This is a genomic window from Actinoallomurus sp. NPDC052274 (genome assembly GCF_040679475.1).
Taxonomy (GTDB): domain Bacteria; phylum Actinomycetota; class Actinomycetes; order Streptosporangiales; family Streptosporangiaceae; genus Actinoallomurus; species Actinoallomurus liliacearum.
This window is the reverse complement of the sequence record NZ_JBFAUT010000074.1, coordinates 12,084-39,078: the sequence shown is the minus strand read 5'-3', so window position 1 is coordinate 39,078 and position 26,995 is coordinate 12,084. Positions and strand designations below refer to the sequence as shown.

Annotated in this window: 30 protein-coding genes; 22 read left to right on the top strand and 8 right to left on the bottom strand. The window is 71.7% G+C overall.

Annotation, left to right across the window (positions count from 1 at the left end; genetic code table 11):
• The first annotated feature begins 350 nt into the window (after positions 1-350).
• Genes AB0K82_RS39055 through AB0K82_RS39035 form a run of 5 tightly spaced genes read left to right on the top strand, consistent with a single transcriptional unit; the run spans position 351 to position 6,038 of the window.
• Entirely contained in the window at positions 351-1,826 is a 1,476-nt protein-coding gene (locus tag AB0K82_RS39055) for a sugar ABC transporter ATP-binding protein (protein WP_364407095.1), read from the top strand.
• The gene (locus AB0K82_RS39050; RefSeq protein ID WP_364407092.1) at positions 1,823-2,821 is read left to right on the top strand and encodes an ABC transporter permease; all 999 of its coding nucleotides are present in this window, start codon (positions 1,823-1,825) and stop codon (positions 2,819-2,821) included. The genes AB0K82_RS39055 and AB0K82_RS39050 overlap by 4 nt, the downstream gene beginning before the upstream one ends.
• Before the next feature lie 25 nt (positions 2,822-2,846).
• A complete protein-coding gene (deoC, locus tag AB0K82_RS39045; protein WP_364407102.1) occupies positions 2,847-3,758 on the top strand; it encodes a deoxyribose-phosphate aldolase in 912 nt (303 codons plus the stop codon).
• Positions 3,759-3,762: 4 nt separating this feature from the next.
• Positions 3,763-5,187: an aldehyde dehydrogenase family protein gene (locus AB0K82_RS39040; RefSeq protein ID WP_364407090.1), complete on the top strand. Its 1,425-nt coding sequence runs from the start codon at positions 3,763-3,765 to the stop codon at positions 5,185-5,187.
• Positions 5,184-6,038 (top strand): aldehyde dehydrogenase family protein, encoded by an 855-nt coding sequence (locus AB0K82_RS39035; protein ID WP_364407087.1) that lies wholly within the window; start codon positions 5,184-5,186, stop codon positions 6,036-6,038. Before AB0K82_RS39040 ends, AB0K82_RS39035 begins: the two co-directional genes overlap by 4 nt.
• A 75-nt stretch (positions 6,039-6,113) precedes the next feature.
• Here AB0K82_RS39035 and AB0K82_RS39030 read toward each other — a convergent pair whose 3' ends face one another.
• The 4 genes from AB0K82_RS39030 to AB0K82_RS39015 all read right to left on the bottom strand — a co-directional run bounded on the left by AB0K82_RS39030 (position 6,114) and on the right by AB0K82_RS39015 (position 9,957).
• Entirely contained in the window at positions 6,114-7,223 is a 1,110-nt protein-coding gene (locus tag AB0K82_RS39030; protein ID WP_364407084.1) for a radical SAM protein, read from the bottom strand.
• A 301-nt stretch (positions 7,224-7,524) separates the two neighbouring features.
• A complete protein-coding gene (locus AB0K82_RS39025) occupies positions 7,525-8,526 on the bottom strand; it encodes a hypothetical protein (protein ID WP_364407081.1) in 1,002 nt (333 codons plus the stop codon).
• 112 nt (positions 8,527-8,638) lie between these two features.
• Entirely contained in the window at positions 8,639-9,205 is a 567-nt protein-coding gene (locus AB0K82_RS39020; protein WP_364407079.1) for a PadR family transcriptional regulator, read from the bottom strand.
• A 176-nt stretch (positions 9,206-9,381) separates the two neighbouring features.
• Entirely contained in the window at positions 9,382-9,957 is a 576-nt protein-coding gene (locus AB0K82_RS39015) for a polysaccharide deacetylase family protein (RefSeq protein WP_364407077.1), read from the bottom strand.
• Between AB0K82_RS39015 and AB0K82_RS39010 the strand changes: the two genes are divergently transcribed.
• The gene (locus tag AB0K82_RS39010) at positions 9,944-10,180 is read left to right on the top strand and encodes a hypothetical protein (protein ID WP_364407074.1); all 237 of its coding nucleotides are present in this window, start codon (positions 9,944-9,946) and stop codon (positions 10,178-10,180) included. The two genes, AB0K82_RS39015 and AB0K82_RS39010, sit on opposite strands and share 14 nt — an antisense overlap.
• A gap of 168 nt (positions 10,181-10,348) precedes the next feature.
• On the opposite strand, the gene AB0K82_RS39005 is transcribed toward AB0K82_RS39010, so the two are convergent.
• Together AB0K82_RS39005 and AB0K82_RS39000 are read right to left on the bottom strand one after the other, a co-directional pair.
• Positions 10,349-11,179: a polysaccharide deacetylase family protein gene (locus AB0K82_RS39005; RefSeq protein ID WP_364407071.1), complete on the bottom strand. Its 831-nt coding sequence runs from the start codon at positions 11,177-11,179 to the stop codon at positions 10,349-10,351.
• A gap of 120 nt (positions 11,180-11,299) precedes the next feature.
• Positions 11,300-11,881, bottom strand: coding sequence for a helix-turn-helix domain-containing protein (locus AB0K82_RS39000; protein WP_364407069.1), 582 nt, complete (start codon positions 11,879-11,881; stop codon positions 11,300-11,302).
• A 78-nt stretch (positions 11,882-11,959) separates the two neighbouring features.
• Between AB0K82_RS39000 and AB0K82_RS38995 the strand changes: the two genes are divergently transcribed.
• Positions 11,960-12,595 (top strand): SDR family oxidoreductase, encoded by a 636-nt coding sequence (locus tag AB0K82_RS38995; RefSeq protein WP_364407066.1) that lies wholly within the window; start codon positions 11,960-11,962, stop codon positions 12,593-12,595.
• A 95-nt stretch (positions 12,596-12,690) separates the two neighbouring features.
• On the opposite strand, the gene AB0K82_RS38990 is transcribed toward AB0K82_RS38995, so the two are convergent.
• The gene (locus AB0K82_RS38990; protein WP_345358352.1) at positions 12,691-13,065 is read right to left on the bottom strand and encodes an FKBP-type peptidyl-prolyl cis-trans isomerase; all 375 of its coding nucleotides are present in this window, start codon (positions 13,063-13,065) and stop codon (positions 12,691-12,693) included.
• A gap of 106 nt (positions 13,066-13,171) precedes the next feature.
• Here AB0K82_RS38990 and AB0K82_RS38985 point away from each other — a divergent pair, with 106 nt between their 5' ends.
• A complete protein-coding gene (locus tag AB0K82_RS38985) occupies positions 13,172-13,789 on the top strand; it encodes a DsbA family oxidoreductase (protein ID WP_364407062.1) in 618 nt (205 codons plus the stop codon).
• 164 nt (positions 13,790-13,953) lie between these two features.
• Entirely contained in the window at positions 13,954-15,336 is a 1,383-nt protein-coding gene (locus AB0K82_RS38980) for an APC family permease (protein WP_364407060.1), read from the top strand.
• 125 nt (positions 15,337-15,461) lie between these two features.
• On the opposite strand, the gene AB0K82_RS38975 is transcribed toward AB0K82_RS38980, so the two are convergent.
• Complete coding sequence (locus AB0K82_RS38975; protein ID WP_364407057.1) at positions 15,462-16,253, bottom strand: carbon-nitrogen hydrolase family protein; 792 nt, start codon at positions 16,251-16,253, stop codon at positions 15,462-15,464.
• A 103-nt stretch (positions 16,254-16,356) separates the two neighbouring features.
• On the opposite strand from AB0K82_RS38975, the gene AB0K82_RS38970 reads away from it, so the two are divergent.
• The 13 genes from AB0K82_RS38970 to AB0K82_RS38910 all read left to right on the top strand — a co-directional run.
• The gene (locus AB0K82_RS38970) at positions 16,357-17,556 is read left to right on the top strand and encodes a transposase (protein ID WP_364407055.1); all 1,200 of its coding nucleotides are present in this window, start codon (positions 16,357-16,359) and stop codon (positions 17,554-17,556) included.
• A 64-nt stretch (positions 17,557-17,620) separates the two neighbouring features.
• Positions 17,621-18,790 (top strand): pyridoxal phosphate-dependent aminotransferase, encoded by a 1,170-nt coding sequence (locus AB0K82_RS38965; protein ID WP_364407052.1) that lies wholly within the window; start codon positions 17,621-17,623, stop codon positions 18,788-18,790.
• Between the two features lie 37 nt (positions 18,791-18,827).
• Positions 18,828-19,514, top strand: coding sequence for an SseB family protein (locus AB0K82_RS38960; protein ID WP_364407049.1), 687 nt, complete (start codon positions 18,828-18,830; stop codon positions 19,512-19,514).
• 80 nt (positions 19,515-19,594) lie between these two features.
• Positions 19,595-20,158: an A24 family peptidase gene (locus tag AB0K82_RS38955; RefSeq protein ID WP_345358373.1), complete on the top strand. Its 564-nt coding sequence runs from the start codon at positions 19,595-19,597 to the stop codon at positions 20,156-20,158.
• Positions 20,159-20,292: 134 nt separating this feature from the next.
• On the top strand, positions 20,293-20,760 hold the full coding sequence (locus AB0K82_RS38950) for a hypothetical protein (protein WP_345358376.1): 468 nt from the start codon (positions 20,293-20,295) through the stop codon (positions 20,758-20,760).
• A gap of 313 nt (positions 20,761-21,073) precedes the next feature.
• Positions 21,074-21,316: a type II toxin-antitoxin system VapB family antitoxin gene (locus AB0K82_RS38945; RefSeq protein WP_364407046.1), complete on the top strand. Its 243-nt coding sequence runs from the start codon at positions 21,074-21,076 to the stop codon at positions 21,314-21,316.
• The gene (locus AB0K82_RS38940) at positions 21,313-21,747 is read left to right on the top strand and encodes a TA system VapC family ribonuclease toxin (protein ID WP_364407043.1); all 435 of its coding nucleotides are present in this window, start codon (positions 21,313-21,315) and stop codon (positions 21,745-21,747) included. Before AB0K82_RS38945 ends, AB0K82_RS38940 begins: the two co-directional genes overlap by 4 nt.
• Positions 21,748-21,825: 78 nt before the next feature.
• On the top strand, positions 21,826-23,004 hold the full coding sequence (gene aroC / locus AB0K82_RS38935) for a chorismate synthase (protein ID WP_364407041.1): 1,179 nt from the start codon (positions 21,826-21,828) through the stop codon (positions 23,002-23,004).
• Complete coding sequence (locus tag AB0K82_RS38930; protein ID WP_364407039.1) at positions 23,001-23,501, top strand: shikimate kinase; 501 nt, start codon at positions 23,001-23,003, stop codon at positions 23,499-23,501. Before aroC ends, AB0K82_RS38930 begins: the two co-directional genes overlap by 4 nt.
• The gene (gene aroB / locus AB0K82_RS38925) at positions 23,498-24,565 is read left to right on the top strand and encodes a 3-dehydroquinate synthase (RefSeq protein WP_364407036.1); all 1,068 of its coding nucleotides are present in this window, start codon (positions 23,498-23,500) and stop codon (positions 24,563-24,565) included. Before AB0K82_RS38930 ends, aroB begins: the two co-directional genes overlap by 4 nt.
• A 29-nt stretch (positions 24,566-24,594) precedes the next feature.
• Positions 24,595-25,041, top strand: a complete 447-nt coding sequence (aroQ, locus tag AB0K82_RS38920) for a type II 3-dehydroquinate dehydratase (RefSeq protein ID WP_364407034.1) — start codon at positions 24,595-24,597, stop codon at positions 25,039-25,041.
• A 90-nt stretch (positions 25,042-25,131) separates the two neighbouring features.
• Positions 25,132-26,178, top strand: a complete 1,047-nt coding sequence (locus tag AB0K82_RS38915) for an LLM class F420-dependent oxidoreductase (protein WP_364407031.1) — start codon at positions 25,132-25,134, stop codon at positions 26,176-26,178.
• Positions 26,179-26,387: 209 nt separating this feature from the next.
• A partial coding sequence (locus AB0K82_RS38910; protein ID WP_364407028.1) for an aminopeptidase P family N-terminal domain-containing protein occupies positions 26,388-26,995 on the top strand: 608 nt, incomplete at its 3' end.

Sequence of the window (26,995 nt, the reverse complement as noted above, 5' to 3'; positions counted from 1 at the left end):
AATGGTGGTGAGTCTTCCCAGCATCCACACCAGCCCAGACCCGGGGCACGGCCACCTCCGCAACCTCGACACGTCCTGGTCCCGCAGACGACCTCGCCGTCATGGCCCTACTCAGCGATCCGTTCGCACATCCCGATCAGAGGCCGGGTCGTCCTGGGGGTGCCGGGCGGCCAAGCCTCCCGAACCACACCTTCGGCAGCCGCATGAAAGCCACACCCGACACCCCTGGGTGAGCCAACCCTACGAACGGCTCGCTCAACCCAGTCAAGAAGGTAGGGCCGCATGAGTGAGCGCAGCGAGCGAATCATGAATGCGGCGCCTCTGGTCACTCCGCCGACGAAGGAGGCCACATGACACCCCTCCTGGAGATGAAGGGCGTCGTCAAGCGCTTTCCCGGTACGGTCGCCTGCGCCGGTGCCGACCTGTCCGTCCAGGCGGGCGAGGTCCACTGCCTGCTCGGCGAGAACGGAGCCGGCAAGAGCACCCTGATGAAGGTCCTCGCCGGTTCGTACCGGCCGGACGAGGGTGAGATCCTCCTCGACGGCCGGCCGCTGCACCTGGCCGGTCCGCAAGAGGGCATCACCGCCGGGATCAGCGTCATCTACCAGGAACTGGACCTCGCGCCCGACCTCACGGTCGCGCAGAACCTGTTCCTGGGGCGAGCGCCGGCCAGCGGTCCGTTCGTCCGGCGCCGGCGGCGGTCCGCGCTGGCCGCCGAGTTCATCGAGCGGGTCGGCGGGTCGTTCTCGCCGGACGCGCGGGTGCGCGACCTGCCCATCGCCGCCCAGCAGCTCACCGCCATCGCGAAGGCGCTGACCTGCGACGCCAAGGTGATCGTCATGGACGAGCCGTCGGCGACCCTCGGCGCGGAGGAGCTCAAGGTCGTCTTCTCCGTCATCCGGGACCTGGTGGCCGAGGGCCGGGCGGTGATCTACATCTCCCACCGGCTCGACGAGGTGTCCGAGATCGGCGACCGCGCGACGGTCATGCGCGACGGACGCAGCGTCGCCGTCTTCGACCTGACGACCACCGGCCACGACGAACTGGTCGCGGCGATGATCGGGCAGGCGCGCGACCTCGTGCGCCGTGCGGACCGGCCCGTGCCCGGCGGGGATCCGCTGCTGACCATCGACCGCGTCCGGATCGGCGGCCTCCTCGACGTCGCCGGAATCGACGTGCGGCCCGGGGAGATCGTCGGGCTCGCCGGGCTCGGCGGCGCCGGGCGGACGACGCTGCTGAGCGCGCTGTTCGGCGCCGTCCGCGGTGAGGTCAGCGCCCGGCTGGGCGGCCGTCCCCTGCCGGTCGCGGGCCCGCGTACCGCCGTGCGGCAGGGGCTCGCCCTGGTACCGGAGAACCGCAAGGAGGAAGGGCTCCTCCTTGGTCTGTCCGTCGCCCGGAACGCCGCCATCTCCGCGCTGGGCTGGACGATGCCGCGCTCCCGCGGCCGGCGGATGACCGCTCCGGTCCTCGGCGATCTCGGGGTCAAGCACGCCTCGCCCGAACAGCCGGTCGGCCAGTTGTCCGGCGGGAACCAGCAGAAGGTGGTCCTCGCCAAGTGGATCACACGCGGTGTACGTGTGCTGCTGCTGGACGAGCCCACCCGCGGCCTGGACATCGGCGCCAAGGCCGACCTGTACCGCCAGGTGCGCCGCCTCGCCGACGACGGCGTCGCCGTCCTGCTCGCCAGCAGCGAGCTGAGCGAGCTCACCGCGCACGCCGACACCATCTGGGTGCTGCACGAGGGGCGCAACGTCGCCCGCTTCGATCCGCGGACCACCCCTGAGGCCGACATCGCGCAAACCGTCATCACCGGGAGTCACACATGACTCAGACAGCGCCTGAGACCAGGCTCACGTGGACCGGCGCCCTCACCCGCCGGCGGGGGCTCGACCTGATCCGCGGCTCGAATCTCCTGCTCGTCTTCCTGCTGCTGTGCGTCGTGGCGTCGTTGCTGGCGCCGGAGTTCCTCACCACGCGCAACATTTCCAACCTTCTCCAGCAGTCCAGCCTCACCGGCATCGTCGCGGTCGGCATGACGATGGTCATCCTCACCGCCGGCATCGACCTGTCGGTGGGCAGCACCGCCGCGTTCGCCGGGATGCTCGTCGCCGTCCTGATCGCGCACGGCGTGAATCCCGTCCTCGCCCTGCTGGCGACCCTCGTCGCCGGCGCGGTCGCCGGCCTGCTCATGGGCGGCCTGTCGGCGTACCTGTCCCTGCCCAGTTTCATGACGACCCTCGCCGGGCTGACGAGCATCCGGGGCCTGACCTACCTGCTCACCGGGGGCACCCCGGCCGGCGGGAACCTCCCGCAGGGCTTCCGTCTCCTCGGCGGCGGTTTCATAGGCTACGTCCCGATCGTCGGCCTGGTCTTCATCGGCGTCGCGATCGTCGCCGGGCTGGTGCTGCGCGCGACGACCTTCGGCGAGTACGTCTACGCGGTCGGCAGCAACCGCGAGGCGGCGCGCCTGTCCGGACTGCCCGTCCGCGCGGTCACCGCCGCCGTCTTCGTGATCAGCGGCCTGCTCGCCGCACTCGCCGGGATCCTCCTGACCTCGCGCCTGACCATCGGCCAGCCGACGGCGTTCAACGGCCTCGAACTCGACGCGATCGCGGCGGTCGTCCTCGGCGGCACTAACCTGTTCGGCGGGCGCGGCGGCGTGTTCGGCACCTTCATCGCGGTGCTGTTGCTGTCCGTCCTGCACAACCTGTTCAATCTCCTGGGACTGAGCTCGTTCTTCCAGATGGTCGTCACCGGCGTCATCCTGGTGGCGGCGCTCATCCTCAACCGGCTACTCGAGCACAGGGGGAACCGTGCCTGACCTGGCTACCTTCGCGGACACGGCGATGTCGCCGGCCGAGCTCCGCGGCTTCCTGCACGGTCTGCCGGCGGTGGACCAAGTGGGAGCGGAGGAACGGGCCGCGCGGCTGGCGACCCGTTCGATCAAGAAGTCGGCGAAGGCGTACGCGATCGACCTGGCGATCTCGATGGTCGACCTGACGACGCTCGAGGGTGCGGACACCCCCGGCAAGGTGCGGGCGCTGTGCGCCAAGGCGGCCCATCCGGATCCGGCCGACGCGAGCGTGCCGAAGGTCGCGGCGGTCTGCGTCTACTCCGACCTCGTCGGCGAGGCGGTGCGCGCGCTGGACGGCACGGGGATCGGGGTCGCGAGCGTCGCGACGGCGTTCCCGTCGGGGCGGGCCCCGCTCGACGCCAAGCTCGCCGACACCCGCCGGGCGATCGACGACGGGGCCACCGAGATCGACATGGTGATCGACCGCGGCGCGTTCCTCGCGGGCGACCTCGGGAAGGTGTACGACGAGATCGTCGCGGTCAAGGCCGAGTGCGGCGACGTGCACCTGAAGGTCATCCTGGAGACCGGCGAACTGGTCACCTACGACAACGTACGGCGGGCGTCGTGGCTGGCGATGTTGGCCGGCGCCGACTTCATCAAGACCAGCACGGGCAAGGTGAGCCCGGCCGCCACACTGCCGGTCACCCTGGTGATGCTGGAGGCCGTGCGCGACTTCCGGGCGGCGACGGGCCGCCAGGTGGGCGTCAAACCGGCCGGCGGCATCCGCACGACCAAGGACGCGGTCAAGTACCTCGTGCTCGTGAACGAGACGGCCGGGCCGGACTGGCTGACGCCCGACTGGTTCCGGCTCGGCGCGTCCAGCCTGCTCAACGACCTGCTGATGCAGCGCCGCAAGCTCACGACCGGCGTGTACGGCGGTCCCGACTACTTCACGATGGACTGAGCGGATGAGTTTCGAGTACGCCCCCGCGCCGGAGTCACGGGACATCGTCGACATCAAGCCGTCGTACGGCCTGTTCGTCGACGGTGAGTTCGTCGAGGCGAAGAACACCTTCAAGACCATCGATCCGGCCACCGAGGAGACCCTGGCCGAGGTCGCCGAGGCCGACGCCGACGACGTCGACCGCGCCGTCGCGGCGGCCCGCCGCGCGTACGACACGGTGTGGGGCCCGATGCCGGGCGCCGAACGGGCGAAGTACCTCTTCCGGATCGCGCGGCTGATCCAGGAGCGGTCGCGCGAGCTGGCCGTCCTGGAGTCCATCGACAACGGCAAGCCGATCCGCGAGTCGCGGGACGTCGACCTGCCCCTGGTCGCCGCGCACTTCTTCTACTACGCCGGCTGGGCCGACAAGCTCCCGTACGCCGGGTTCGGCCCCGACCCGAGGCCGCTGGGCGTCGCCGGCCAGGTCATCCCCTGGAACTTCCCGCTGCTCATGCTGGCGTGGAAGGTCGCCCCGGCGCTGGCCTGCGGCAACACCGTCGTCCTGAAGCCCGCCGAGACGACTCCGCTGACGGCGCTGGCGTTCGCCGAGATCTGCGCGCAGGCGGAGCTGCCGCCCGGCGTCGTGAACATCCTCACCGGGGCCGGGGAGACGGGCCGCGCGCTGGTCGAGCACCCCGGGATCGACAAGGTCGCCTTCACCGGGTCGACCGAGGTCGGCCGGCAGATCGCCCGCTCGGTCGCCGGGACGGACAAGAGGCTCACGCTGGAGCTGGGCGGCAAGGCGGCCAACATCGTCTTCGACGACGCGCCGCTCGACCAGGCCGTCGAGGGCATCGTCAACGGCATCTTCTTCAACCAGGGGCACGTGTGCTGCGCCGGTTCGCGGCTGCTCGTGCAGGAGTCGGTCGTCGACGGGCTGCTCGACCGGTTGAAGGCGCGGATGGCGACGCTGCGGGTCGGTGACCCGCTGGACAAGAACACCGACGTCGGCGCGATCAACTCGGCCGCCCAGCTCGCGAAGATCCGCGAACTGTCCGACAGCGGTGAGGCGGAGGGCGCGACCCGCTGGTCGCCGCCGTGCGAGCTGCCCGAGCGGGGGTTCTGGTTCGCGCCGACCGTGTTCACCGGCGTCGCGGCCTCGCACCGGATCGCCCGTGAGGAGATCTTCGGCCCGGTCCTGTCGGTCCTGACGTTCCGTACCCCGGCCGAGGCGGTCGAGAAGGCGAACAACACGCCGTACGGCCTGTCGGCGGGCATCTGGACCGACAAGGGATCGCGCATCCTGTGGATGGCCGAGCGGCTCCGGGCCGGGGTCGTCTGGGCGAACACCTTCAACAAGTTCGATCCCGCCTCGCCCTTCGGCGGGTACAAGGAGTCCGGTTTCGGGCGCGAGGGCGGACGGCACGGGCTGGAGGCCTACCTTCGATGAGCGAGCGGTTGAGTGTTCGCAAGACCTACAAGCTGTTCATCGGGGGCGCGTTCCCCCGGTCGGAGTCCGGCAGGACCGTCATCGTGAACGACGCCAAGGGCAAGTTCCTGGCCAACGCTGCGCGGGCCTCGCGCAAGGACGTCCGGGACGCGGTCGTGGCCGCGCGCAAGGCCCAGTCCGGCTGGGCGGGCCGGACCGGCTACAACCGCGGCCAGATCCTCTACCGCGTCGCGGAGATGCTGGAAGGGCGCCGCGGCCAGTTCACCGAGGAACTGCGCGGCGCCGGCCTCGGCAAGACGGCCGCCGCCGCCGAGGTCGACGCGGCGATCGACCGCTGGGTCTGGTACGCCGGGTGGGCCGACAAGATCGCGCAGGTGACGGGGTCGGCCAACCCCGTCTCCGGGCCGTTCTTCAACTTCTCCACGCCCGAGCCCACCGGCGTGGTCGGGGTCGTCGCGCCGGACTCGCCGCTGCTCGGGCTCGTCTCGGTGATCGCGCCGGTGATCGCGACCGGCAACACGGCGGTCGTCGTCGCCTCGGAGCCCGCACCGCTCCCGGCGATCACCCTCGCCGAGGTCCTCGCCACCTCCGACGTGCCGGGCGGCGTCGTCAACCTCCTTACCGGGCACCGCGCCGAGCTGGCCCCCTGGCTCGCCTCCCACCAGGACGTCAACGCGATCGACCTGGCCGGCGCGCCGGACGACCTGGCGGCCGACTGCGCGCGGGCGGCGGCGGACAACCTCAAGCGGGTGCACCGCCCGGCCGCCGACGACTGGACCGCCGACCCCGGCACCGCCCGGATGACCGCGTTCCTGGAGACCAAGACCGTCTGGCATCCCGTCGGCGTCTGACCTCGCAGGACGATCTTCCGGTGAAACAGGGATGGTGCCCGCGGCGCGGCTGCGCCGCGGGCACCATCGGTTCGGCTAGCTCAGCGAGTCAGCGCGGCGGCGTTCCCGCCGCATGACCTCCTCGCAGAGCTCGGACTCGACGAACTCGTCGACGGGCATGGTGAGGTCCATCCGCTGGATGCAGACCCCCACCATGTACGGCCCGCCGACCGCCTTGTACAGACGAAGGCCGTAGTAGCCCTCGTCGCACCCGCCGCCGTTCCACGGCGCGAGCGGGCACTTCCCGCAGGTCTCCGGCAGGAAGACCGGCCGGATCTGCTTGAGCCCCACCGTGCCGCCGTCCGGCAGGGCGTACGTGACCTTGTACCCGCCCGAGACGTTCCAGGCGTCGACCCGCTCGACGGGCGTGGCCCCGAGCGACTCGAGGAGGGTCCAGATCGCGTTCGCGCTCGCCGGCTCGGCGATGGAGCGAAGGAGCCGGATCTCGACCCGGCTCCCGTACCTCTCGATGAGGTGCCGCACCCGCTCGATGTGGGACTCGTCGGGCACGACGATGTTCGCGCTGACCTTGAGCTTGCTCTCCAAGGCCGCCTCGATCGACCGCTGCAACGCGACGATCTTCTTTTCGGCCAGCTTCAGGCGCCCGAACTTCTCCGCCTGCACCTCGGCCAGTTCGAGCGCCGTGGTGCCGAAGATGGAGAAGTTCACCTTCCGCAGGCCCGCGCGGGCGGCCTCCGGCAGGGCCAGCGCGCCGTTCTCACCGTTGCTGGTGACGCCGATGTTGCGGTAGCCCGCGCCGTAGGCGAGAGCGATCAGCTCGTTGAGCTTAGGGTGCAACGTCGGTTCGCCGCCGGTGCCGTGCATCTCGGTGAGACCGCACTTGTCGCGGAGCAGCGTGATCACACGCACGAACTCCTCGTCGGGCCGCATGCGGTCCGCGAGGAAGTTCACCCCGTTCTTCTCCGCGTAGATCGACACCCGCTGACTCAGGTTGCCCGGGCCGGCCGTGATCGGCGTTCCGGGGATCTGGTCAGAGGTCACCGGAGTGCCCTCGTTGTGGCAGAACACGCACGTGAAACCGCACGCGTCCAGCAACTTGGCCCGGAAGCCCGGGTCGAACACCCACCGGATCGGCAGGGCCTCTTCGGCCAGGGCCAGAGGATGGCGGGTTTCCCCCTTGGACATGCATGACTCCTCATGCCGTGGCGCACGCAAGTCCCGGGTGGTCAGCCCGGCTCCCGTGCGCCCTGTGAATGGGACGCAACACCGAGAGCCGGGTGGCTCTTGTTTGGTGTTGTACTTGTGTGACGCACGTGCCCTGGCGGCGGTTCCGGGTAAGCTCCGCTCTGTGTAAGCCTCTCTGCGAAGCGGCGGGTTGGTCACCTGTCGGCAGGGGCGCACGGGTCGGCGGGACGGCCTCGTCCACGGGACTGAATGGGACCCCGTGAGGCCGGCCCGCCGTGTCCCTTTCCGGCGGGGCGCTATTTCAGCGGCCGCCGCGCAGCGCGGTCGCGGCATGCAGGACGGCGGACCACTCGTCGGGGGTCGGCTCCACCGGGCTCTGGGCGGTGAACAGAGGGTTCAGCGCCACCGTCAGGTTCGAACCGACGTGGCGCGGGCGTCGGCCGGCCGACTCCAGCAGGGCGGGCACGGGCTCGTGGCCGCATCGCCGCGCCATCGCCGTCAGCACCTCGTCGAGGCCGGTGGCCGAGTCGAGCGGCGGGAACGTCACCACGCCGGCACAGCGGCGCGACTGCTCCTCGTACCGGTCTTCCAAGAACCGCACTCGCCAGCCCGGCCACAGCTCCGCCAGAAGGGGCCGCAATCCGGGCACGGCGGCGGCCGTCCAGACCTCGGCGGTGCGCGTACGGACGTCCACGTGCAGGCCGCTTTCCGGTACCGCGCGAAGGTCCAGTCGCGTCAGGCCGCCGTCGGGCAGCCGGTCGAGAAGGCCCGGCCCCTGCCAGGCACTGTGGTCGCCCGCGCGGGCGAACGGGTGGACGGTGAGGGCGCCGGTCCCGTTGCGGACGGTCACTAGGTGCGCGACGCGGGCCCCCTCGCCGGAGGGCATCGGGACCTCCGGCATGGCGCGTTCGCGACCGGCGTCCCTGCGGACCGCCGCCCGGCCGAAGCCGGCCTGGTCGGCCAGGTCGCCGAGGCCGTCGTACGCCCAGCTGACGTCCCATTCCGGCCAGGTCAGCGCGAGCAGCCGCAGGAAGGCACGCCGGGCCGGCATCTCCCGCAGCAGGTCATCGCCGAAGAAGACGAGGCGGCGGGCGCGGTGGTCGATGGTGGCGCCCCCTTCGGCCGTGATCTCCTCCAGCCATTCGTCGTCCCGCTCCTCGCAGGGGCGCTGAGCGGTGACGTACCGGGTCGCCGACCGCGGACCGGCGATCAGGACGTCGCCGATCGTGTCCGCGGCCCAGTGGTCGTAGTACAGCCGCGGGCCTGCGTCGTCGACCAGGATGAAGTGCGCGGGGTGCCCCATGCGCTCCATCCTGCTCGGGACGAGAGGTGCCCGCCAGGGGATTCCCGGCGGTCCGGGCGGCCTCGGCTCCTCGGCCGGCCGATGCGCCGTCCCGGTGTCCGGGCGCGGCGGCTCAGTTGTGCTGCCAGCGGTCCTTCGGGGTCGGTCCGCAGGGCTCGTCCGGGTCCTCGTCGGCCGCGGCGATCGTCTCCCAGAAGGCGGCGTGCGCCTGCTCGTGCAGGATCCCGTAGGACAGCATGCGCTCGCGGGAGACGGTGCAGGCGTCGTCCGGGTCGAGGGCGGAGCGCCGCTGCTCGTAGGTCTCCATGAGCCGCCGGTGCCGGCGCGCCTGCGTGCGGGCGAGGCTCACCAGGTCGGCGGGGTCGCCGAGGTCGGCGAAGGCCAGCCTGAGCTGGGCGGGGTCACGGAACTCGGCCTGGGGGAGCTCCGGGGCCGACAGCCACTCCCGTAGCGTCCTCTCGCCCGCGGGGGTGAGGTGGAAGAAGCGGCGGCGTCTGCCGCCCTCCTCGGTCTCCTCGGTCAGCAGGCCCAGCTCCGCCAGGCGGGGCGGGTCGCGGTAGAGCTGCGCGTGCGGGATGGGCCAGAACGGCGCGATGCTCTCCTCGACGCGCGCCTTCAGCTCGTACGGGGTCATCGGGCCGTGGCGGGCGATCAGGCCGAGCACGACGTAGGCCGACATGCTCAACTCCACGCGCGCCTCCCGTTGACACCGTCGCACTGAGACCTTACTTTCGTCTCTTTGAAATCATATCGATGAAACTATGGCGCCCGGCGTACCGGAGCGCGCGGTCGCCGGGTCGACGACCGCGCACCGGCTCCGGGCGCTGCGCGCCGCCCTGCGCCGCTGACCGGGGACTACTGGAAGAACTCGGCCGGCAGGTGATCCCGCACCGCGGCGGGACGGAACCCCTGCTTGTGGATGGTGCGGAGCATCTTCTTGAAGTCGGCGGTCATGTTCGGGTTGAAGTGCACGAGCATGATGTCCCCCGGGTGCAGGCGGCCGGGCACCTGGTAGGCGATCTTCCCGTTGCTGACCACCTCGCGCCAGAAGAAGATCGCCTTCATCCCGCAGTCCCGGGCGGCGCGCAGCGTGTCATGGTCGGTGGACCCGTACGGCGCGCGGAACAGCGTCGGGCGCGCGCCGTACTGCGTGGTGTAGATGCCCGCCGCGTCGCAGATCTCCTGCTTCTGCCGCTTGTACGACAGCCGGGGCATGTACGGGTGCGTCATCGTGTGATCCTCGATCAGCGCGCCCGCCTGCTGCAGCTCGCGGAAGTACCCGTAGTTCTTCTTCACCGCGAGGTTCTCGAGGAAGAGCGTCACCGGGATCCGCTCGTCGCGGATCAGCCGGACGAAGTCGGCGTCCTTCTCCCAGCCGTCGTCGATGGTGATGAAGACGACCTTGTCCTGGACCGGGATGCGGCTGATCACCGGGGGCAGCCCGTCCCGCGACCGGGGGATCGCCGAGGGCGTCGTCGCGGTGGGCGAACCGCTCGGCGAGCCGCTCGGGCTCGCCGACGGCGAGGACGACGCGGGCGGAGTCACCGGAGCCGACGACGGGGGCCCGTGGCCGGGGGTCAGGCTCGGTTCGGCGCCGCCCGGCCCCCGTGAGGCGACCGGCGCCGCCGATCTGGAGTGCGGGGTGCCCTGGTGACAGGCCGTCAGTCCGCCCGCGGTGAGCACGGCCAGGGCGGCCGCGGTCAGAGCGCGCAGCTGTGGGCGCATCGGATCTCCCCTCGAAGCGGCGTTACGACAGTTACGAGGCTGTCCGGATTCGGCCGTTGATCAACCTGTTCCCACCGAATTGTGGGCGTGGGATCGCTCACCCCGCCGCCTCTCCGCCCTGGGAGCGGGGCAGGTAGTTCGCCAGCGCCGCGGGGCGCAGCCCCGCCTGCCGGATCCACGTGAGCAGGCGCTCGAAGTCGCCGGCCAGGCCGCGGCGGAAGTGCATCAGGATGATGTCGCCGGGCCGCAGGGCCGAGCCGCCGTCCATGCGGGCCAGCCGCCCGGACAGGCCGTTGTAGAACTCCACCGACCAGATGACGACCGACTTCATGCCGCAGTCGCGGGCCGCGGTACGGGTGACCTGGTCGTACGATCCGCCGGGCGGCCGGAAGATCTGCGGCCGCCGCCCGTACTGCCGGGCGTCGATGTCGGCCGAGTCGCAGATCTGCCGGTGCTGTGCCGCCGCGGACAGTCGGCGCATGTCGTTGTACGGCGCGGCGTGGTCCATCGTGTGGTCCTCGATCGGCGCGCCGGCGTGCTGCAGCGCCCAGAAGTACTCGTAGCCGGTGCGGGCCGCCTGGTCCGTGAGGAAGACCATGATGGGGACCCGCTGGGTCCGGACGATGTCGACGAAGCGGGTGTCGTGCTCCCAGCCGTCGTCGATGGTGATGAAGACGACCTTGTCGTTCGTCTGTATCCGGTCGATCACCGGCGGCAGGCCGTCCCCGTGCCGCTCGTAGGACACCTGCCAGGTGCCGGGCTTCGGAGCGGGCCAGCGCGGCGGCGCCATGACCTGCGCCATCGCGGGGGGACCCGCCGCGTGCGCGGGAGAGCCCTCCATCCGGCCACGGATGTCGGGCCACGCGCCGGAGGTCACTCCGAGCACCGCCGCGAGCAGGCACGAGGCGATCAACCGTTTTTCACGCATCCATCCCAGCTTTCCCTCAGTGGATCTTAAGTATCCGCATAGGGGTTGATGCCCGGACGTGGTGGCCAGGTTCGGGCAATCCGCCGTCTCTTTCGGAGGGCGAAGGGATGGAAGGCTGACTCAGCCCGCGCCCAGGGCGCGCAGCAGCGTGCCGCTCAGCGCGGTCACCGTCGCGTCCGGCACCGGCTTGGCGTCGGGGCCCTCGGCGAAGTACCGGAAGAACGCCTGCTGGAAACAGGCGCCGGCCAGCAGGGCGGCGGCCGCGTCGAGGTCGGCTTCGGCGGCGATGCGCCCCAGGTCGCGTTCGGCGCGCAGGTGGTCGGCCAGCCGGCGGACCAGGTGCTCCGGTCCGGCGCCGTACTTGCGGAGCGACTCGCGCTGGGCGGTCATCAACCGTGGATCGCCCAGCAGGGAGCCCAGCATGGGCAGGGCCTGAAGGTAGAAGTCCACGGTGGCCCGCGTCAGCGCCGCGACGGTCTCCGCGACGCTTCCGGCGCCGGGACGGACGTCCACGCGGGCGAACCCGGGCATCCGTTCGCGCAGGACCGCGAGCATCAGCTCCGTCTTGTCGGCGAAGTGCTTGTAGAGGGCCGCCTCGGACAGGCCGGCCGCCTTCGCGATCTCCTTCGTGGTGGTGCGCGCGATGCCGCGTTCGCGCATCAGGCCGGCGGCGGCGTCGAGGATGCGATCCCGGGTCGTCACGGTCCCCCTTGGTGGTCGAGCGTTCCTCCATTATGGTGGTTAGTGAGCACTCACTAACCCAGAAGGGGCGACGATCCCATGAAGCTCACGATCTTCGGCGCGTCCGGGAGGACCGGGACCCATCTGGTCCGGCAGGCGCTGGAACGCGGCCACCGGGTGACGGCGGTGGTGCGGGATCCGGCGCGCCTCGACGTCCCCGCCCACGAGCGCCTGCACGTCGTCACGGCCGACGTGATGGACCCGGCGGCCATCACGACCGCCGTCGGCGAGGCCGACGCCGTCGTCTCCGCGCTCGGGCATCGGGACACCGGCCCGACGACCGTGTGCCAGGACGGCGCCCGCAGCATCCTCGAGGCGATGGCCAAGACCGGCGCCCGCCGCTTCCTCATGGTCAGCGCCGCGGGCATGGTCACGGACCCCGGCGACGGCCCCCTCACGCGTTACGTCGCCAAGCCGATCCTGCAGCGGCTCCTGCGGCACGGCTTCGCCGACATGGGCCGGGCGGAGGAGGCGGTCCGCGGCAGCGACCTGGACTGGACGATCGTCCGGCCGCCGCGGCTCATCGACAAGAAGGGCACCGGGCGGTACCGCACCGGCATCGACCGCAGCGTCCGGGGCGGTGTGCAGATCTCCCGCGCCGACCTCGCCACCGGCATCCTCACCCTCATCCCCGAGGACTCGGCGGTGCGCCGGCACGTCTGGATCGCGCATTGACCCCGGACGCCCGACGGCCCCGCCCCCGGACGCCCGACGGCCCCGCCGCCGAGGGTTCGGCGACGGGGCCGTCGGACGGGCCTCCGAGGGAACGGTCAGCCGACGCCGAGCAGGTCGACGACGAAGATCAGCGTCTCGCCCGGCTTGATCGCGCGGCCCGCGCCGCGGTTGCCGTAGCCCAGGTGCGGGGGGATGACGAGCTTGCGGCGGCCGCCGACCCGCATGCCGGCGACGCCCTGGTCCCAGCCCGCGATGACGCGGCCGGCTCCGAGCGGGAAGTTGAAGGCCTCACCGCGGTTCCACGAGGCGTCGAACTCCTCGCCGGTCGAGTGCGCCACGCCGACGTAGTGCACCGAGACGGTCGAGCCGGGGGTGGCCTCGGCACCGTCGCCGACCGTGATGTCGGTGATCTGCAGGTCGGCGGGCGGCTCGCCCTCGGGGAAGTCGATCTCGGGTCGCTCAAGCGCCATGGGGATGTCTCTCATTGTCGGTGATAACGAGTGTCCAAGCGTAGCCACCCGGGACAGGTGTGCGGCCGGTGGAATGCGTGCCCCTCCGGGCTCGTTGCCATCCGTTGTGAACGTTGAGATCTTCTCGGATGTCGTATGCCCGTGGTGTTACCTGGGCCGGGCGCGGTTCGCGGCCGCCGCCCGTGACTTCGGCGGCGAGGTGAACGTGACCTGGCGGCCGTACCAGCTCGACCCCGGAGCCTCGGGCGGCGGGCTGATGACCGACAGCCTCGCCGAGAAGTTCGGCGGCGCCGACCGCGTCGCCGAGGCGCACGCCCGGATGCGGGAGCTGATGGCGGCCGAGGACCTGCCGTACGCGCCGGAGAAGGCGCTGAGCGCCAACACCCGCGACGCGCACCGGGTGATCGCGCTGGCCGCCGAGGCGGGCGTGCAGGACGCCGTCGTGGGCCGGCTCTTCCGGGCCCACCACGCCGAGGGCCGGGACCTGAACGACCACGGGACGCTCGCCGAACTCGCCGCCGAGGCCGGGCTGGCGGGCGTGGCGGAGCGCCTCGCGGCGGGCGAGGGCGACGCGGCGGTCACCGCGCAGCTCGAGGTGGCGCGGACGATCGGCGTCACCGGCGTCCCGTTCTTCGTGTTCGAGGACGCCTGGGCGGTGTCCGGGGCGCAGTCGCGGGAGTTCTTCGGCAGCGCCCTCGCCGAGGTCGCGGCCAAGGCCGGCTGACCCACCGCGTGGGCACGGGCGGGTCCGCTGGGACTGAGGGGGACGCTGGGTCGGGTCCAGGTCATATAAACCGCTTGACCTGGTAAAACGCTTTGGGATCCCGAATCGCGAGCGGATACATTCCGACATACGGTCACATCCGATCCCCCCCCGGGAGACCCCTGTTGGAGCCGCAGGCACTTCGCCGCAGCCTGTCGCTGCGCGACCTCATCGTCTACGGACTGCTGTTCATCGGCCCGCTCGCGCCGGTGGGAGTCTTCGGCGTGCTCGACGCCAAGAGCTCCGGGGCGGTCGCCCTCGTCTACCTGGTGGCGACGATCGCCATGGGCTTCACCGCCCTGTCGTACGCCCAGATGTCGCGCCGGGTCCCGAACGCCGGCTCGGTGTTCGCCTACGCCAGCGCGGGGCTCGGCCGGCCGGCGGGTCTGCTGGCCGGCTGGATGGCGATGCTGGACTACCTGCTGATCCCCGCGGTGGCGTACCTGTTCTGCGGGATCGCCCTGCACTCGCAGATCCCCTCGGTGCCCGCCTGGGTCTTCACCGCGGTCGCGTTCGTGGCGACGACGGCGTTCAACCTGGCCGGCGTGCGCGTCGCGGCGCGGGTCGGGTTCGTCGTGCTCGTGATCGAGATCCTGCTCCTGGCGGTCTTCGTCGTCGCCGCCGTCGTCGTCCTGATCATGCACGGGCCCGCCCGGCCGTGGACGTCGCCGTTCGGCGGCACCGGCGGGATGACCGCGAGCGCCGTCATGGGCGCCGTCTCGGTCGCCGTGCTGTCCTTCCTCGGCTTCGACGGGATCGCCTCCTTCGCCGAGGAGAACACCGGGGACGAGCGCCAGGTCGGGCGCGCGGTGCTGTTCTGCCTCGCCCTCGCCGGACTCCTGTTCGTCGTGCAGACGTACCTGGCCGGGCTGCTCACGCCGGTGAGCCCCCAGCACCTCGCGTCGGCGCCCGCCGAGCAGGGCACGGCGTTCTACAAGATGACCGACGTCGCCTTCGGCTCCTGGCTCCACCTGGCGTTCGTCGTCGTCAAGGGCGTCGGGCCGGCGTTCTCCGCGATGTCCGCGGTGGCGGCAGCCTCCCGGCTGATGTACGGGATGGCCCGCGACCACGGCCTGCCCAAGGCGCTCGCGACCGTGGAGGAGCGGTCCCGCGTGCCCCGGGCCGCCCTCCTCACGACGGCCGGCGTCGCGGCCGTCGTGTCGATCTGGGCGGCCTGGCTGTCCAACGGCCTCGACGTTCTCGTGTCCATCGTGAACATCGGCGCCCTCGTGGCCTTCACCCTGCTGCACGCCTCGGTGGTCGGCTACTTCGTCGTACGGCGCCGGAGCCGTGCGTGGCTGCCGCACCTGCTCGTCCCGGCCGCGGGCGCCGCCGTCTCGGTCTGGATCATCGTGTCGGCGACGACCATGGCGAAGATCGTCGGCGGTGCCTGGCTCCTGCTCGGGCTCGTCCTGGTCGCCCTGCAGTACCGCCACGGCCGCCGGGCGCCCGGCGCGGCCGCCCCGGAGCCGGTGCCCGGCGCGGCCCCGACCCGGCGCTCGCGGTGAGGTGACCCGGCGGTCGGCCGCCCTGGCGCCCGTGCGGAGCCGGCCCGGAGTCTGAGGAGACGGCCCGGCGTCCTTCGCCGACGCGGCGTTCTCCGCCGACGCGGCGGTCCCGATGAGGCGGACGCTCAGCCGAACAGGTCGGGACGGCGGTGTTCCAGCGCCGGGAGGGTCTTGCGCACGTGCTCGGTGATCAGGTCGTCGATCTCCACCACCCGCACGCCCGGGAACGGCCCCAGGTCGGTCTGGACCGTGCCCATCGGGTCCACCAGCAGACTGCGCCCCACCCCGATCGCGCCGCCCGGCGCCTGCGGTGGATCCGGGGCCTTGTCGACCGCGACCGTCCAGGTGGTGTTCTCGATGGCCCGGGCGCGGATGAGCGTGACCCAGTGCTCCTCCTTGAAGTTCCCCTGGGCCCAGGAGGCGATCACCGCGAGAAGGTCGGCGCCCCGGTCGACGAGCGCCCTGGCCAGCTCCGGGAAGCGCAGGTCGTAGCAGGTGACCAGGCCGACCCGCGTCCCGGCCAGCTCCACGACCGTCGGCGTGTCCCCGGGCGCGATCAGCTCCGACTCCCGGAACCCGAACGCGTCGAACAGGTGGATCTTCCGGTAGGCGCCGGCCGCCCGGCCGTCGGCGTCGATCGCGACGGCGGTGTTGTACACCCGGCCGTCCGGCGCCGGCTCGAAGACCCCCACGATCACGGCCGTACGATGCCTGCGCGCCGCCTCGGCCAGCGTGGTCACCCAGGGGCCGTCGAGGGGCTCGGCCGCCGCGGCCATGGCCCGGCCGAACCGCACCTGCGTCGCCTCCGGGAAGATCGCCAGATCGGCCTCCGAGGCGATGGCGAGCGCCTCCAGGACATGCTCCAGGTTGTCCTTGGGGTCGTCGCCGACCGGGATCTGACACAGCGCGATCCGCATCGGGGCCTCCTCATCTGTTGTGCGGCGTGGAGACCCTGGCCCTCAGGCCAGGGAGGAATGCCATTCTCCTCTGATTGTCGGTGGCGGTGGTTAGTGTGCGGGCATGCGGTTCCGGCTTGCGCCCACGCCCGCTCAAGAGCAGGCGCTGCTGGAGCACTGCTCGCACGCCCGATATGTGTGGAATCTCGCGGTCGAACAACACCAGCACTGGCGACCGGGCCGGGCGTCCGCGCCGGGTTACGCGGAGCAGTGCCGCCAGCTGACCGAGGCGAGACGAGAGTCCGCTTGGCTGGCGGCAGGATCCCATACGGTGCAGCAGCAAGCGCTGCGGGACTTCACCCAGGCCATGGCGAACTTCTTCGCCAGGACCCATCGGCGGCCGACCTGGCGTAAGGCCGGTGTGCATGAGGGGTTCCGGATCGTCGGTAAACGCGGCAACCACTGGGACGTGCGCCGCCTGTCCCGCAAGGTCGGCCAGGTATGGATCCCGAAGGTCGGCTGGGTGCGGTTCCGCTGGTCCCGAAAGGTCCCCGATGCGGCCAAGTCCTTTCGGATCAACCGGGATCGGGCGGGCCGCTGGCATGTCGCGTTCGCAGTGATTCCGCCGCCCGTAGATGGGCCGGGAACGGGCGAGGTCATTGGTATCGATCGTGGCGTGGCCGTCTCGGCCGCCCTGTCCACCGGCGAGAACCTGGTGGTCCCCGGCCTCCACGCAACCGAGACCACACGCCTGCAACGTCTGCAGCGCGGGCTCGCACGCGCCAAACCGGGATCCAACCGCCGTGCTCGGGTCAAGACGGCGATCGCCCGGATCAAGGCGCGCCAGTCCGACCGGCGCAAAGACTGGGTGGAAAAGACCTCCACCACTCTGGCACGCCGCTACGACCTCATCCGGGTTGAAAACCTGAAGATCCGCAGCATGGTCCGCTCCGCACGCGGCACCCTCACCGCGCCGGGCACGAACGTACGGGCCAAGGCCGGACTCAACCGGTCCATCCACGAGGCCGGCTGGGGTCTGCTGGTGAGCCGCCTGGAGGACAAGGCACCTGGCCGAGTGGAGAAGGTCAACCCTGCGTATACGTCTCAGATCTGTCATGCCTGTGGGCAGTGCGCTGCGGAGAGCCGTGAGAGCCAAGCGGTTTTTCGTTGTCGCGCCTGTGGGCATGTCGATCACGCGGATGTGAACGCGGCCAAGAACATCAGAGACATCGCGGCAGGACGTGTCGTGACAGCGCGGGGAGCCCTCCAGCCGTCGGGCGGGGCCGTGAACCGCGAACCTCAACCTGTTCTCACCTCCGGGTAGGGAGCGGGTTGGAATAAAATCCCGCGCCTTTTCAGGTGGGGGAGGACGTCAATACCCTGACCCGGTGACCCTTGAGAACGATCCGCTCGTCGCCCGGATGCAGGGCTTCGGCACCACCGTGTTCGCGGAGATGACGGCGCTGGCGATCCGCACCGGGGCGATCAACCTGGGCCAGGGCTTCCCGGACACCGACGGCCCCGCCAAGCTGCTGGAGACCGCGGTCGAGGCCATCATGGGCGGCGCGAACCAGTACCCGCCCGGCCCCGGGCTGCCGGAGCTGCGGGAGGCCGTCGCCGCCCAGCGCGCGGACCGGTACGCCCTGACCTACGACCCGGCCGACGAGGTCATGGTCACGGTCGGCGCGACCGAGGCGATCTCGGCGGTGCTTCTCGCCCTCGTGGAGACGGGAGAGGAGGTCGTCGTGTTCGAGCCCTACTACGACTCGTACGCGGCGATCATCGCGCTGGCCGGCGGCGTACGCCGGCCGGTCACCCTGCGGCCCGACGGCGGGCGGTTCACGTTCGACCCGGCCGAGCTGCGCGCCGCCGTCACGCCGCGCACCCGGGTGCTGCTCCTCAACTCCCCGCACAACCCGACCGGCACGGTGTTCACCCGCGAGGAGCTCGAGGTCGTCGCGGACGTCTGCCGCGAACACGACCTCACCGCCGTCACCGACGAGGTCTACGAGTACCTGACCTACGACGGCCCGGCCGCCCACGTGCCGCTCGCGACCCTGCCCGGCATGCGCGAACGCACGGTGGCGATCTCCTCCGCGGGCAAGACCTTCTCCGTCACCGGCTGGAAGATCGGCTGGATCACCGCGCCGCCGCGGTTCGTACGGGCGGTGCAGACGGTCAAGCAGTTCCTGACCTTCACCGCCAGCGCCCCGTACCAGCGCGCGGTCGCGTACGCGCTGCGCGAGGAACAGGAGTGGGTCGAGGACCTGCGCGCGTCGCTGCGGGCCAAACGCGACCGGCTCAGCGACGGGCTGGCCGCCGCCGGTCTCACGACGTTCCGGCCGCAGGGCACCTACTTCGCGCAGGTCGACGTGCGCTCGCGCGGCTTCGGCGACGGGCGGGAGTTCGTCACCGCCCTGCACGAGCGCGCCGGCATCGTCGCCATTCCGACGCAGGTGTTCTACGACTCCGACGCCGGTGACCCGTACGTCCGGTTCGCCTTCTGCAAGCGCGACGAGGTGATCGACGAGGCCGTCGAGCGCCTCCACGACCTCTAGACGGCCGCGCGCGGGTGCTCGGATACGCTGGACTGCCGTGTCCGAACACCGCATCCCGCAGCCGCAGTTCCCCGACGACGACGGGCGGACCCCCGCCGAGGTCGAACGGGCGCTGAGCGACTACGCCCAGGGACGGGCGGGGGAGCGGGCCGTGCTCGCGGCGCTCGCCGGCACCCGCCTGCTCGTGCCGGTCGTCGCGGTGCTGACCGAGGACGAGACCGTCGACGGCCTGCGGCGCGAGAAGGAGAGCGAGATGGCTCTGCCCACTCTCGTCGGAGCGGACGGCCGGCGGGCCGTGCTCGCCTTCACCTCCACCGAGAGCCTCGCCCGCTGGCGCCCCGACGCCCGGCCCGTCGCGGTGCACGCCCGGCAGGCGTGCCAGGCCGCCGTCGGAGAGTCCGCCGACGCGCTCGTCGTCGACGTGGCGGGGCCCGTTCCGTACGCCATCGAGGGCGCCCGGCTGCACGTTCTCGCGAACGGCGGCGCGATCACCGCTCCGCACGAGGACCCCGACGTTCTCGTGGCCGTGCGCGCGGCGGTCGACGGCCTGCCCGGCATCACCGGCGTGCGCGTGGAGCCCGGCGAGCGGGCCGAGCTCGCCGTACGCCTCCGGCTCGCCGAGGGCGCCGGCGCGCAGGACGTACGGGCCGCCGCGGACCGCCTCGCCGAACGCCTCCGCGGCCACGTCACCGGAGGCGTCGAGATCGGCGTCGTCTCCGGTTAGGCGTGCCGTCCGGACCGAGCGGTGACGCGGCCGGTCGGAGTTCGGCCCTCGATGCCGGTGACAGGCCTTAGATTGCCAGCGTGACCAACCCCGACTGGGCCGAGCCGGTGATCCGGCGGCGGCTCGCCGTCGTCTCGGCCGCCGCGGTCGTCCTCGCGCTCGTGGCGTGGCGGGTCGGTCCGGCGCCCGACCTTCCGGCGTTCGGCTACCTCGCGGTGGTGGGCGTCGCGCTGACGTTCATCGACGTCGCGCTCAAGCGGCTGCCCGATCCGGTGACGCTCCCGTCGTACGCGGCCGGCCTGCTGCTGCTCGGCCTCGCGGCCCTCTTCACCGACCGGGGCGGGGCGCGGTTCACGCACGCGCTGCTCGGCATGGCGGCGCTGTTCGTCCTGTACGCGCTGCAGTGGCTCGTCGCGCCGAACCAGATCGGCCTGGGCGACGTGAAGCTGGCGGGCGTGCTGGGGCTCTACCTGGGCTGGCTCGGTCTTCCGGCGTGGGTGGCCGGGGTGTGCGCCGGGTACGTCCTCGCGGCGGTGTGGTCGGTCGCGCTGCTGGCGAGCCGCCGGGCCACGCTGCGGACCCAGATCCCGTACGGGCCGTTCATGCTGGCCGGAGTCCTCGCCGCGGTGCTGGCGTACGGCTGAGACCGCCGGAACCCTTCCCGCACCTTTGCCGTCTCGCGACCTCACCGGCCGCCCCGGAGGGGTATCCCGATCCCCGTGCGCATGCCGCGCGCTTACCCGCCTTAGATCGGGCTGGATCGGATGAGGGGCGACAATTGACTTCTCGCAGGTGGATCGCCGTGCTGACCGCCGGTTCGGCCGGGGTGCTGACGGCCGCGATCTCGTGGCCGCCGGAACCGGCGGCCGCCCTCCCCGGCGGGCGGGCGCACCGGGGAGGCGTTCCGCGCGTCCAGCCGTCGCCGAGCGCGAGCAGCACGCCGAACGACGGGATCAACGTCACCATCGGTCCGGACGACGACGACCGCGACCGGAACCGTGACCGGTTCCGTCGCCGGCCGTTCCGGACCCGCCGCCATCTGGAGTTCACCGGCGCGATCGGCTGGCCCGAGCTCGCGATGGGCTGCTGGTTCGACCCCGACTTCGAGGGCGCGGACGAGGACGGCCGCCGCGTCGTGTGCATCGATTTCGCCGTCCGGCCGCCCGGCAACGCGCCCACCCGGGTCCGCGGCCGCCGCTTCTTCTTCATCCACCACCGCCGATTCCACGACCGGCGCTCCAACTGACCCAGCGAGCCGGCGGTCGGCAGCGGCACCCGGAGATCGGCCGCGAGGTCCGGCAGCAGGCCCACCATGACGTACTCCGCCGTGCCGACGACGAACACACAGCAGGTCAGCACCGCCAGCGCGGCCCGGCCGCCCCACGAGAACGACGGCTTGGTCGAGGACATGGACCGCACGCTAAGCCTTCACATCAATGTGAGGGTCAACCCCGTTGTGAGCGAGCCTTGTGAGAGATCCGGCAACTGCGAAACGCATCCGGTCATGTGCGAGGAGTGATCGGGTATGGCATTATGGGTCCATGGGTATGGTTCGCCATATGAAGACGACCGTCGACATCTCCGACGATCTGCTGCGCGAGGCTCGTCGCGTCGCCCGCGAAGAAGGCGTCACGCTGAAGTCCATGATCGAGGAAGGGTTGAGGGCGGTTCTGGCGCGGCGCGAGGAAGGGCAGCGCTACGTCCTCCCGGACGCGTCTGTGCGTGGAGAAGGGCTCCAGCCGGAGGTTCGGACGGCTTCGTGGGCAGAGCTGCGTGCCATGGCGTACGGGGATCGACTGTGATCGCCGTCGACACCAACATCCTCGTCTACGCGCATAGAGAGGAGAGCGAGTTCCATTCCGCCGCCGCTTCGCGCCTTCGTGAGTTGGCCGAGGGCCGCGCAGCATGGGCGATCCCGTGGCCGTGTGTCCACGAGTTCTTCTCGATCGTTACGCATCCCCGGATCTATGCGCCGCCCAGCACCATCGATCAGGCGATCGAACAGATCGAAGCCTGGCTCGGGTCGCCGTCTGTGGTGCTGCTCGGTGAGGGCATCGGCTACTGGGAGACCCTCCGTTCCGCCCTGCGAGAGGGAAAGGTCGTCGGGCCGATGGTGCACGACGGCCGGATCGCCGCTCTCTGCGTCAGCGGGGGAGTACGTGAACTGTGGACCATGGACCGTGACTTCTCCCGGTTCCCCGGCGTCGTCGCCCGCAACCCGTTGCGTCCGTGACGGCCGTCTCGAGGCGGGCTCGTCTCAGGCTGCGGACACTTGGGCGTAGCCTTCCGTGGGGATGAAAGGATTCACTTCATGCTGCGCTGGCTGACCGCGGGGGAGTCTCATGGCCCGGCCCTCGTCGCGATCATGGAAGGGCTGCCCGCCGGAGTGCGCGTGACCTCGGACGACATCGCCGAGGCGCTGCGCCGTCGCCGGCTCGGGCATGGGCGGGGCGCCCGCATGAAGTTCGAGCAGGACAAGGTGACGGTCGTCGGTGGGGTCCGGCACGGCCGCACGCAGGGCGGTCCGGTGGCGATCGAGGTCGCCAACACGGAGTGGCCGAAGTGGGAGACGGTCATGTCGGCCGACCCCGTCGACCCGGACGAACTGGCCGCTCAGGCCCGCAACGCTCCGCTGTCCCGGCCCCGGCCCGGCCACGCCGACCTGGCGGGCATGCAGAAGTACGGCTTCGACGACGCCCGGCCGATCCTCGAGCGGGCGAGCGCCCGCGAGACGGCCGCGCGGGTCGCGATCGGCGAGGTGGCCAAGGCGTTCCTGGCCCAGGTCGCGGGCGCCCGGATCGTCAGCCACGTGGTGGCGCTCGGCGAGGTCGCCGTGCCGGACGGCGTGGTGCCCGGCCCGGAGGACCTCGAGCGGATCGACGCGGACCCGGTGCGCTGCGCCGACCCGGAGACGAGCGCCGCGATGGTCACCCACATCGACGAGCTCCGCAAGGCCGGTGACACACTCGGCGGCGTGGTGGAGGTCGTCGCCTACGGCCTGCCGCCCGGCCTCGGCAGTCACGTGCACTGGGACCGGCGGCTCGACGCCCGCCTCGCCGGTGCCCTGATGGGCATTCAGGCGATCAAGGGCGTGGAGGTCGGCGACGGGTTCACGACCGCGCGCCGCCCGGGTTCCCGGGCGCACGACGAGATCGAGAAGACGCCGGAGGGGATCCGGCGGCGCACCTCCCGGGCCGGGGGCATCGAGGGCGGCATGACGACCGGCGACCCGGTCCGGGTGCGGGCCGCGATGAAGCCGATCTCGACCGTGCCGCGCGCGCTGGACACGGTCGACGTGACGACCGGCGAGCCGGCCAAGGCGATCAACCAGCGCAGCGACGTGACCGCGGTCCCCGCCGCGGGGGTCGTCGCGGAGGCCATGGTGGCGCTGGTGCTGGCCGAGGCCGTGGTCGAGAAGTTCGGCGGCGACTCCGTCGAGGAGACCGCACGTAATCTGCAGGGCTATCTCTCAACTCTGGTGATCAAGTGAATTCCAAGGTCGTCGTCATCGGTCCGCCCGGCTCCGGCAAGACCACGGTGGGCCTGCTCGTCGCCGAGCGCCTTGGCGTTCCGTTCCGCGACACCGACCACGATGTCGAGGCCACGGCCGGCAAGCCGATCGGGGAGATCTTCGTCGACGACGGCGAGGAGCGCTTCCGCGCCCTCGAGCGCGCGGCCGTACGCGAAGCCCTCGAGACCCACGACGGCGTCATCGCCCTCGGCGGCGGCGCCATCCTGGACCCGGCCACCCAGGAGGACCTCGCCGGGCACCGGGTCGTCTACCTCGACGTGGGCCTGTCGGACGCGGTCAAGCGGGTCGGGCTGGCGTCGGCGCGGCCGCTGCTCGTGCTCAACCCGCGCAGCCAGTTCCGCAAGCTGATGGAGGAGCGCCGGCCCATCTACGAGCGCCTCGCCGTGCTCCAGGTGGCCACGGACGGCCGGGAGCCGGCCGAGATCGCCGACGAGATCGTCAAGGGACTGTCGTGACCCACGTCCACGTCGGAGGCGACGCGCCGTACGAGGTCGTGATCGGTACCGGGGTGCTCGGCGGGCTTCCGGCGCTGGTCGGCGAGGCCAGGACGGTCGCCGTCGTGCACGCCGAGGGCCTGCCGGAGATCGCCCGGCCGGTGTGCGGGGCGCTCGCCGAGGCCGGTTACGACGTCCACGCCCTACCCGTCCCCGACGGCGAGGCCGGCAAGGACGTCGCCGTGCTGGCCCGGCTCTGGTCCGACTTCGCCCGGCTCGGCATGACCCGTACCGACGTGGTGGTCGGTGTCGGCGGCGGCGCGACCACCGACCTGGCCGGGTTCGCCGCCGCGACCTGGCTCCGGGGCGTCAAGGCCGTGCTGCTGCCCACGACGCTGCTGGCCATGGTGGACGCCGCGGTCGGCGGCAAGACCGCGATCGACATCCCCGAGGGCAAGAACCTCGTCGGCGCCTTCCACCCGCCCGCCGGCGTCCTGTGCGATCTGACGACGCTCGTCACGATGCCGCGCGCGGACTACGTCGCCGGGCTGGCCGAGGTGATCAAGGCCGGGTTCATCGCCGACCCGAGGATCCTGGAGCTGGTCGAGGACGACCCGGAGGCCGCGGGCCGGCCGGACGGGCCGCACACCCTGGAGCTCATCGAGCGGGCCATCGCCGTCAAGGCGCGGGTCGTGTCGGAGGACCTGAAGGAGAGCGGCCTGCGCGAGATCCTGAACTACGGCCACACGCTGGGCCACGCGATCGAGAAGGTCGAGGCGTACCGCTTCCGGCACGGCGACGCGGTCGCGATCGGCATGGTGTACGCCGCCGAGCTGGCCCGCCTGGCGGGCCGCCTCGGTGACGCGGACGTCGACCGGCACCGGGAGATCCTCACCGGCGTCGGCCTGCCCACCTCGTACTCGCCCGACGTGTGGCCGTCGCTGCGCGACGCGATGCGCGTCGACAAGAAGGCACGCGGCGCGCGGCTGCGCTTCGTGGTCCTCGACGGCATCGCCGAGCCGGGCCGCCTGGAGGACCCGGACGAAGACCTGCTCGTACGGGCGTACGAGCGGGTGACCCGATGAGCGACGGCGCGCGAGAGGACAGGCGGTCGATGAGTGAGGTCTTCGTCCTGAACGGGCCGAACCTCGGCAGGCTGGGCAGCCGCGAACCCGACGTGTACGGCGCCGCGGACTTCGACGCCCTGACGGCGCTGTGCCGGGACACCGCCCGGCGGCTGGGCCTGCACGCCGAGGTGCGCCAGACCGACGACGAGGCCGAGCTGATCTCCTGGCTGCACGAGGCCGCCGACGGCAGGATCCCGGTCGTGCTCAACCCGGCCGCGTTCACGCACTACTCGTACGCGGTGCGGGACGCCATCGCCCAGCGCACCGCCCCGCTGATCGAGGTGCACCTGTCCAACCCGGCGGCCCGCGAGGAGTTCCGCCACAACTCGGTCGTCGCGGGGGTGGCCACCGGCACGGTCGCCGGCTTCGGCTTCCTGTCGTACGTGCTGGCGCTGCAGGCGATCGCCGAGCTTCTCGCGGAGAACGAGGACTGACACCCGGGGTGCCGCCGGCCGCCTTCGTACGGTAAGACTGAATCAGATTCGGTTACTCGGCGGTTCAGGTCAGGATTGGGGTGCGGCGACATGCGCATCGGGATGTCCCTCAACTACGCGGGCGGTTTCACCGAGACCGTCGACGAGCTGGCGGACTATGAGAAGGCCGGCCTCGACATCGTGTTCGTGCCGGAGGCGTACAGCTTCGACGCGGTGAGCCAGATGGGGTTCATCGCGGCGCGCACCGAGCGCCTGCAGATCGCCTCGGGCATCCTCCAGCTCTACTCGCGGACCCCGACGCTCACCGCGATGACGGCGGCCGGCCTGGACTACGTCTCCGGCGGGCGGTTCGTGCTCGGTCTCGGCGCGTCGGGCCCGCAGGTCATCGAGGGCTGGCACGGCGTCCCGTACACCGCGCCGATCGGGCGGACCCGGGAGATCATCGAGATCTGCCGCATGGTGTGGCGCCGCGAACGCGTCGTCTACGACGGCAAGTACTACAAGCTCCCCCTCCCCGCCGAGGAGGGCACCGGCCTCGGCAAGCCGCTCAAGCTCATCAACCACCCGGTCCGCGAGCGCATCCCGATCTTCATCGCGTCCCTCGGCCCGAAGAACGTCGAGATGACCGCCGAGCTCGCCGAGGGCTGGGAGCCGATCTTCTACGTCCCGGAGAAGGCCGGCGACGTCTGGGGCGACGCGCTCGCCCGCGGCAAGGCCAAGCGCGACCCCTCGCTCGGCGAGCTGGACATCGTCGCGCAGGCGTTCCTGGCGATCGGCGACGACGTCGAGGGTCTGCTCGACCTCGGCCGGCCGATGGCGGCGCTGTACATCGGCGGCATGGGCGCCAAGGGCCGCAACTTCTACAACGACCTGGCCCGGCGCTACGGCTACGAGAAGGAGGCCGAGGAGATCCAGGACCTCTACCTCGCGGGCAAAAAGGACGAGGCCGCCGCCAAGGTCCCGTACGAGCTGCTGCAGAAGACCTCCCTGATCGGCTCGGAGGGCTTTGTCCGCGACCGCCTCGCGGCGCTGAAGGAGTCCGGCGTCACGACGCTCAACGTCGCTCCGATGGCCGGTGACCACGCGTCCCGCGTCAAGCTGATCGAACGGGTGCGCGAGCTGGCCGCGTCCGTCTGAGGGCGCGGGCGGGCGTGGGCGCCTGAGGATGCGGGCCTGGCGTGTCCATGAGGATGCGGGCTTGGCGTGTCCGTCTGAGGGCGAGGGCCTGGGGTGTTCGTCTGAGGGCGCGGGCGGGCGTGGGCGTCTGAGGGCGCGGGCGTGGGGTGTCCGGGCGCGCGCGGGGCTCGGCGGCGCCGTGCGGCGGCGCCGAGCGTAGAGTGCGGGGCATGCCGGAGATCCACGAGGCCCGCCGCGCGCGGCTGGCCGAGCTCGTCGCCGCCCGTGACACCGAGGCGGCCCTCATCACCCGCCTGGTCAACGTGCGCTACCTGACCGGGCTGGCCAGTTCCAACGCCGCGCTGCTCGTACGCGCCGACGGGACCGCCGTGCTGGCCACCGACGGCCGGTACGCCGGCACGGCCGCCCGGGTCTGCCCGGAGCTGGAGTGCGTCGTCGACCGGGCCACCGCGGGGGCGCTGACCGCGCGGGCCGCGGGCCGGCTGGCGTTCGAGGCGCACGCCGTCACGGTGGAGGCACGCGACGAGCTGGCCGCCGAGCCGGGCGCGCCGGAGCTGGTCCCCCTCGGCCACGCCGTGGAAGAGCTGCGGATGGTCAAGGACGAGGAGGAGATCGCCCTGCTCAGGGAGGCCTGCGCCATCACCGACCGGGCCTTCGACGCGGTGCTGCCGACGATCCGGCCCGGCGTCACCGAACGCGAGATCGCGATCGCGCTCGACCGGGCCATGGTCGACCTCGGCGCCGAGCAGCCGGCGTGGGCGGCCATAGGCGCGAGCGGCCCGAACGGCGCCCACCCCCACCCCCGCCCCACCCCCCG

Excerpts from the sequence above, each read along its gene's own strand:
- AB0K82_RS39055 (WP_364407095.1), top strand. The coding sequence starts at position 351 with ATGACACCCCTCCTGGAGATGAAGGGCGTCGTCAAGCGCTTTCCCGGT.
- AB0K82_RS39050 (WP_364407092.1), top strand. The coding sequence starts at position 1,823 with ATGACTCAGACAGCGCCTGAGACCAGGCTCACGTGGACCGGCGCCCTC.
- deoC (WP_364407102.1), top strand. The coding sequence starts at position 2,847 with ATGTCGCCGGCCGAGCTCCGCGGCTTCCTGCACGGTCTGCCGGCGGTG.
- AB0K82_RS39040 (WP_364407090.1), top strand. The coding sequence starts at position 3,763 with ATGAGTTTCGAGTACGCCCCCGCGCCGGAGTCACGGGACATCGTCGAC.
- AB0K82_RS39035 (WP_364407087.1), top strand. The coding sequence starts at position 5,184 with ATGAGCGAGCGGTTGAGTGTTCGCAAGACCTACAAGCTGTTCATCGGG.
- AB0K82_RS39030 (WP_364407084.1), bottom strand. The coding sequence starts at position 7,223 with ATGTCCAAGGGGGAAACCCGCCATCCTCTGGCCCTGGCCGAAGAGGCC.
- AB0K82_RS39025 (WP_364407081.1), bottom strand. The coding sequence starts at position 8,526 with ATGGGGCACCCCGCGCACTTCATCCTGGTCGACGACGCAGGCCCGCGG.
- AB0K82_RS39020 (WP_364407079.1), bottom strand. The coding sequence starts at position 9,205 with ATGTCGGCCTACGTCGTGCTCGGCCTGATCGCCCGCCACGGCCCGATG.
- AB0K82_RS39010 (WP_364407074.1), top strand. The coding sequence starts at position 9,944 with ATGCGGCTGATCACCGGGGGCAGCCCGTCCCGCGACCGGGGGATCGCC.
- AB0K82_RS39005 (WP_364407071.1), bottom strand. The coding sequence starts at position 11,179 with ATGCGTGAAAAACGGTTGATCGCCTCGTGCCTGCTCGCGGCGGTGCTC.
- AB0K82_RS38995 (WP_364407066.1), top strand. The coding sequence starts at position 11,960 with ATGAAGCTCACGATCTTCGGCGCGTCCGGGAGGACCGGGACCCATCTG.
- AB0K82_RS38990 (WP_345358352.1), bottom strand. The coding sequence starts at position 13,065 with ATGGCGCTTGAGCGACCCGAGATCGACTTCCCCGAGGGCGAGCCGCCC.
- AB0K82_RS38975 (WP_364407057.1), bottom strand. The coding sequence starts at position 16,253 with ATGCGGATCGCGCTGTGTCAGATCCCGGTCGGCGACGACCCCAAGGAC.
- AB0K82_RS38970 (WP_364407055.1), top strand. The coding sequence starts at position 16,357 with ATGCGGTTCCGGCTTGCGCCCACGCCCGCTCAAGAGCAGGCGCTGCTG.
- AB0K82_RS38945 (WP_364407046.1), top strand. The coding sequence starts at position 21,074 with ATGAAGACGACCGTCGACATCTCCGACGATCTGCTGCGCGAGGCTCGT.
- aroC (WP_364407041.1), top strand. The coding sequence starts at position 21,826 with ATGCTGCGCTGGCTGACCGCGGGGGAGTCTCATGGCCCGGCCCTCGTC.
- aroQ (WP_364407034.1), top strand. The coding sequence starts at position 24,595 with ATGAGTGAGGTCTTCGTCCTGAACGGGCCGAACCTCGGCAGGCTGGGC.
- AB0K82_RS38915 (WP_364407031.1), top strand. The coding sequence starts at position 25,132 with ATGCGCATCGGGATGTCCCTCAACTACGCGGGCGGTTTCACCGAGACC.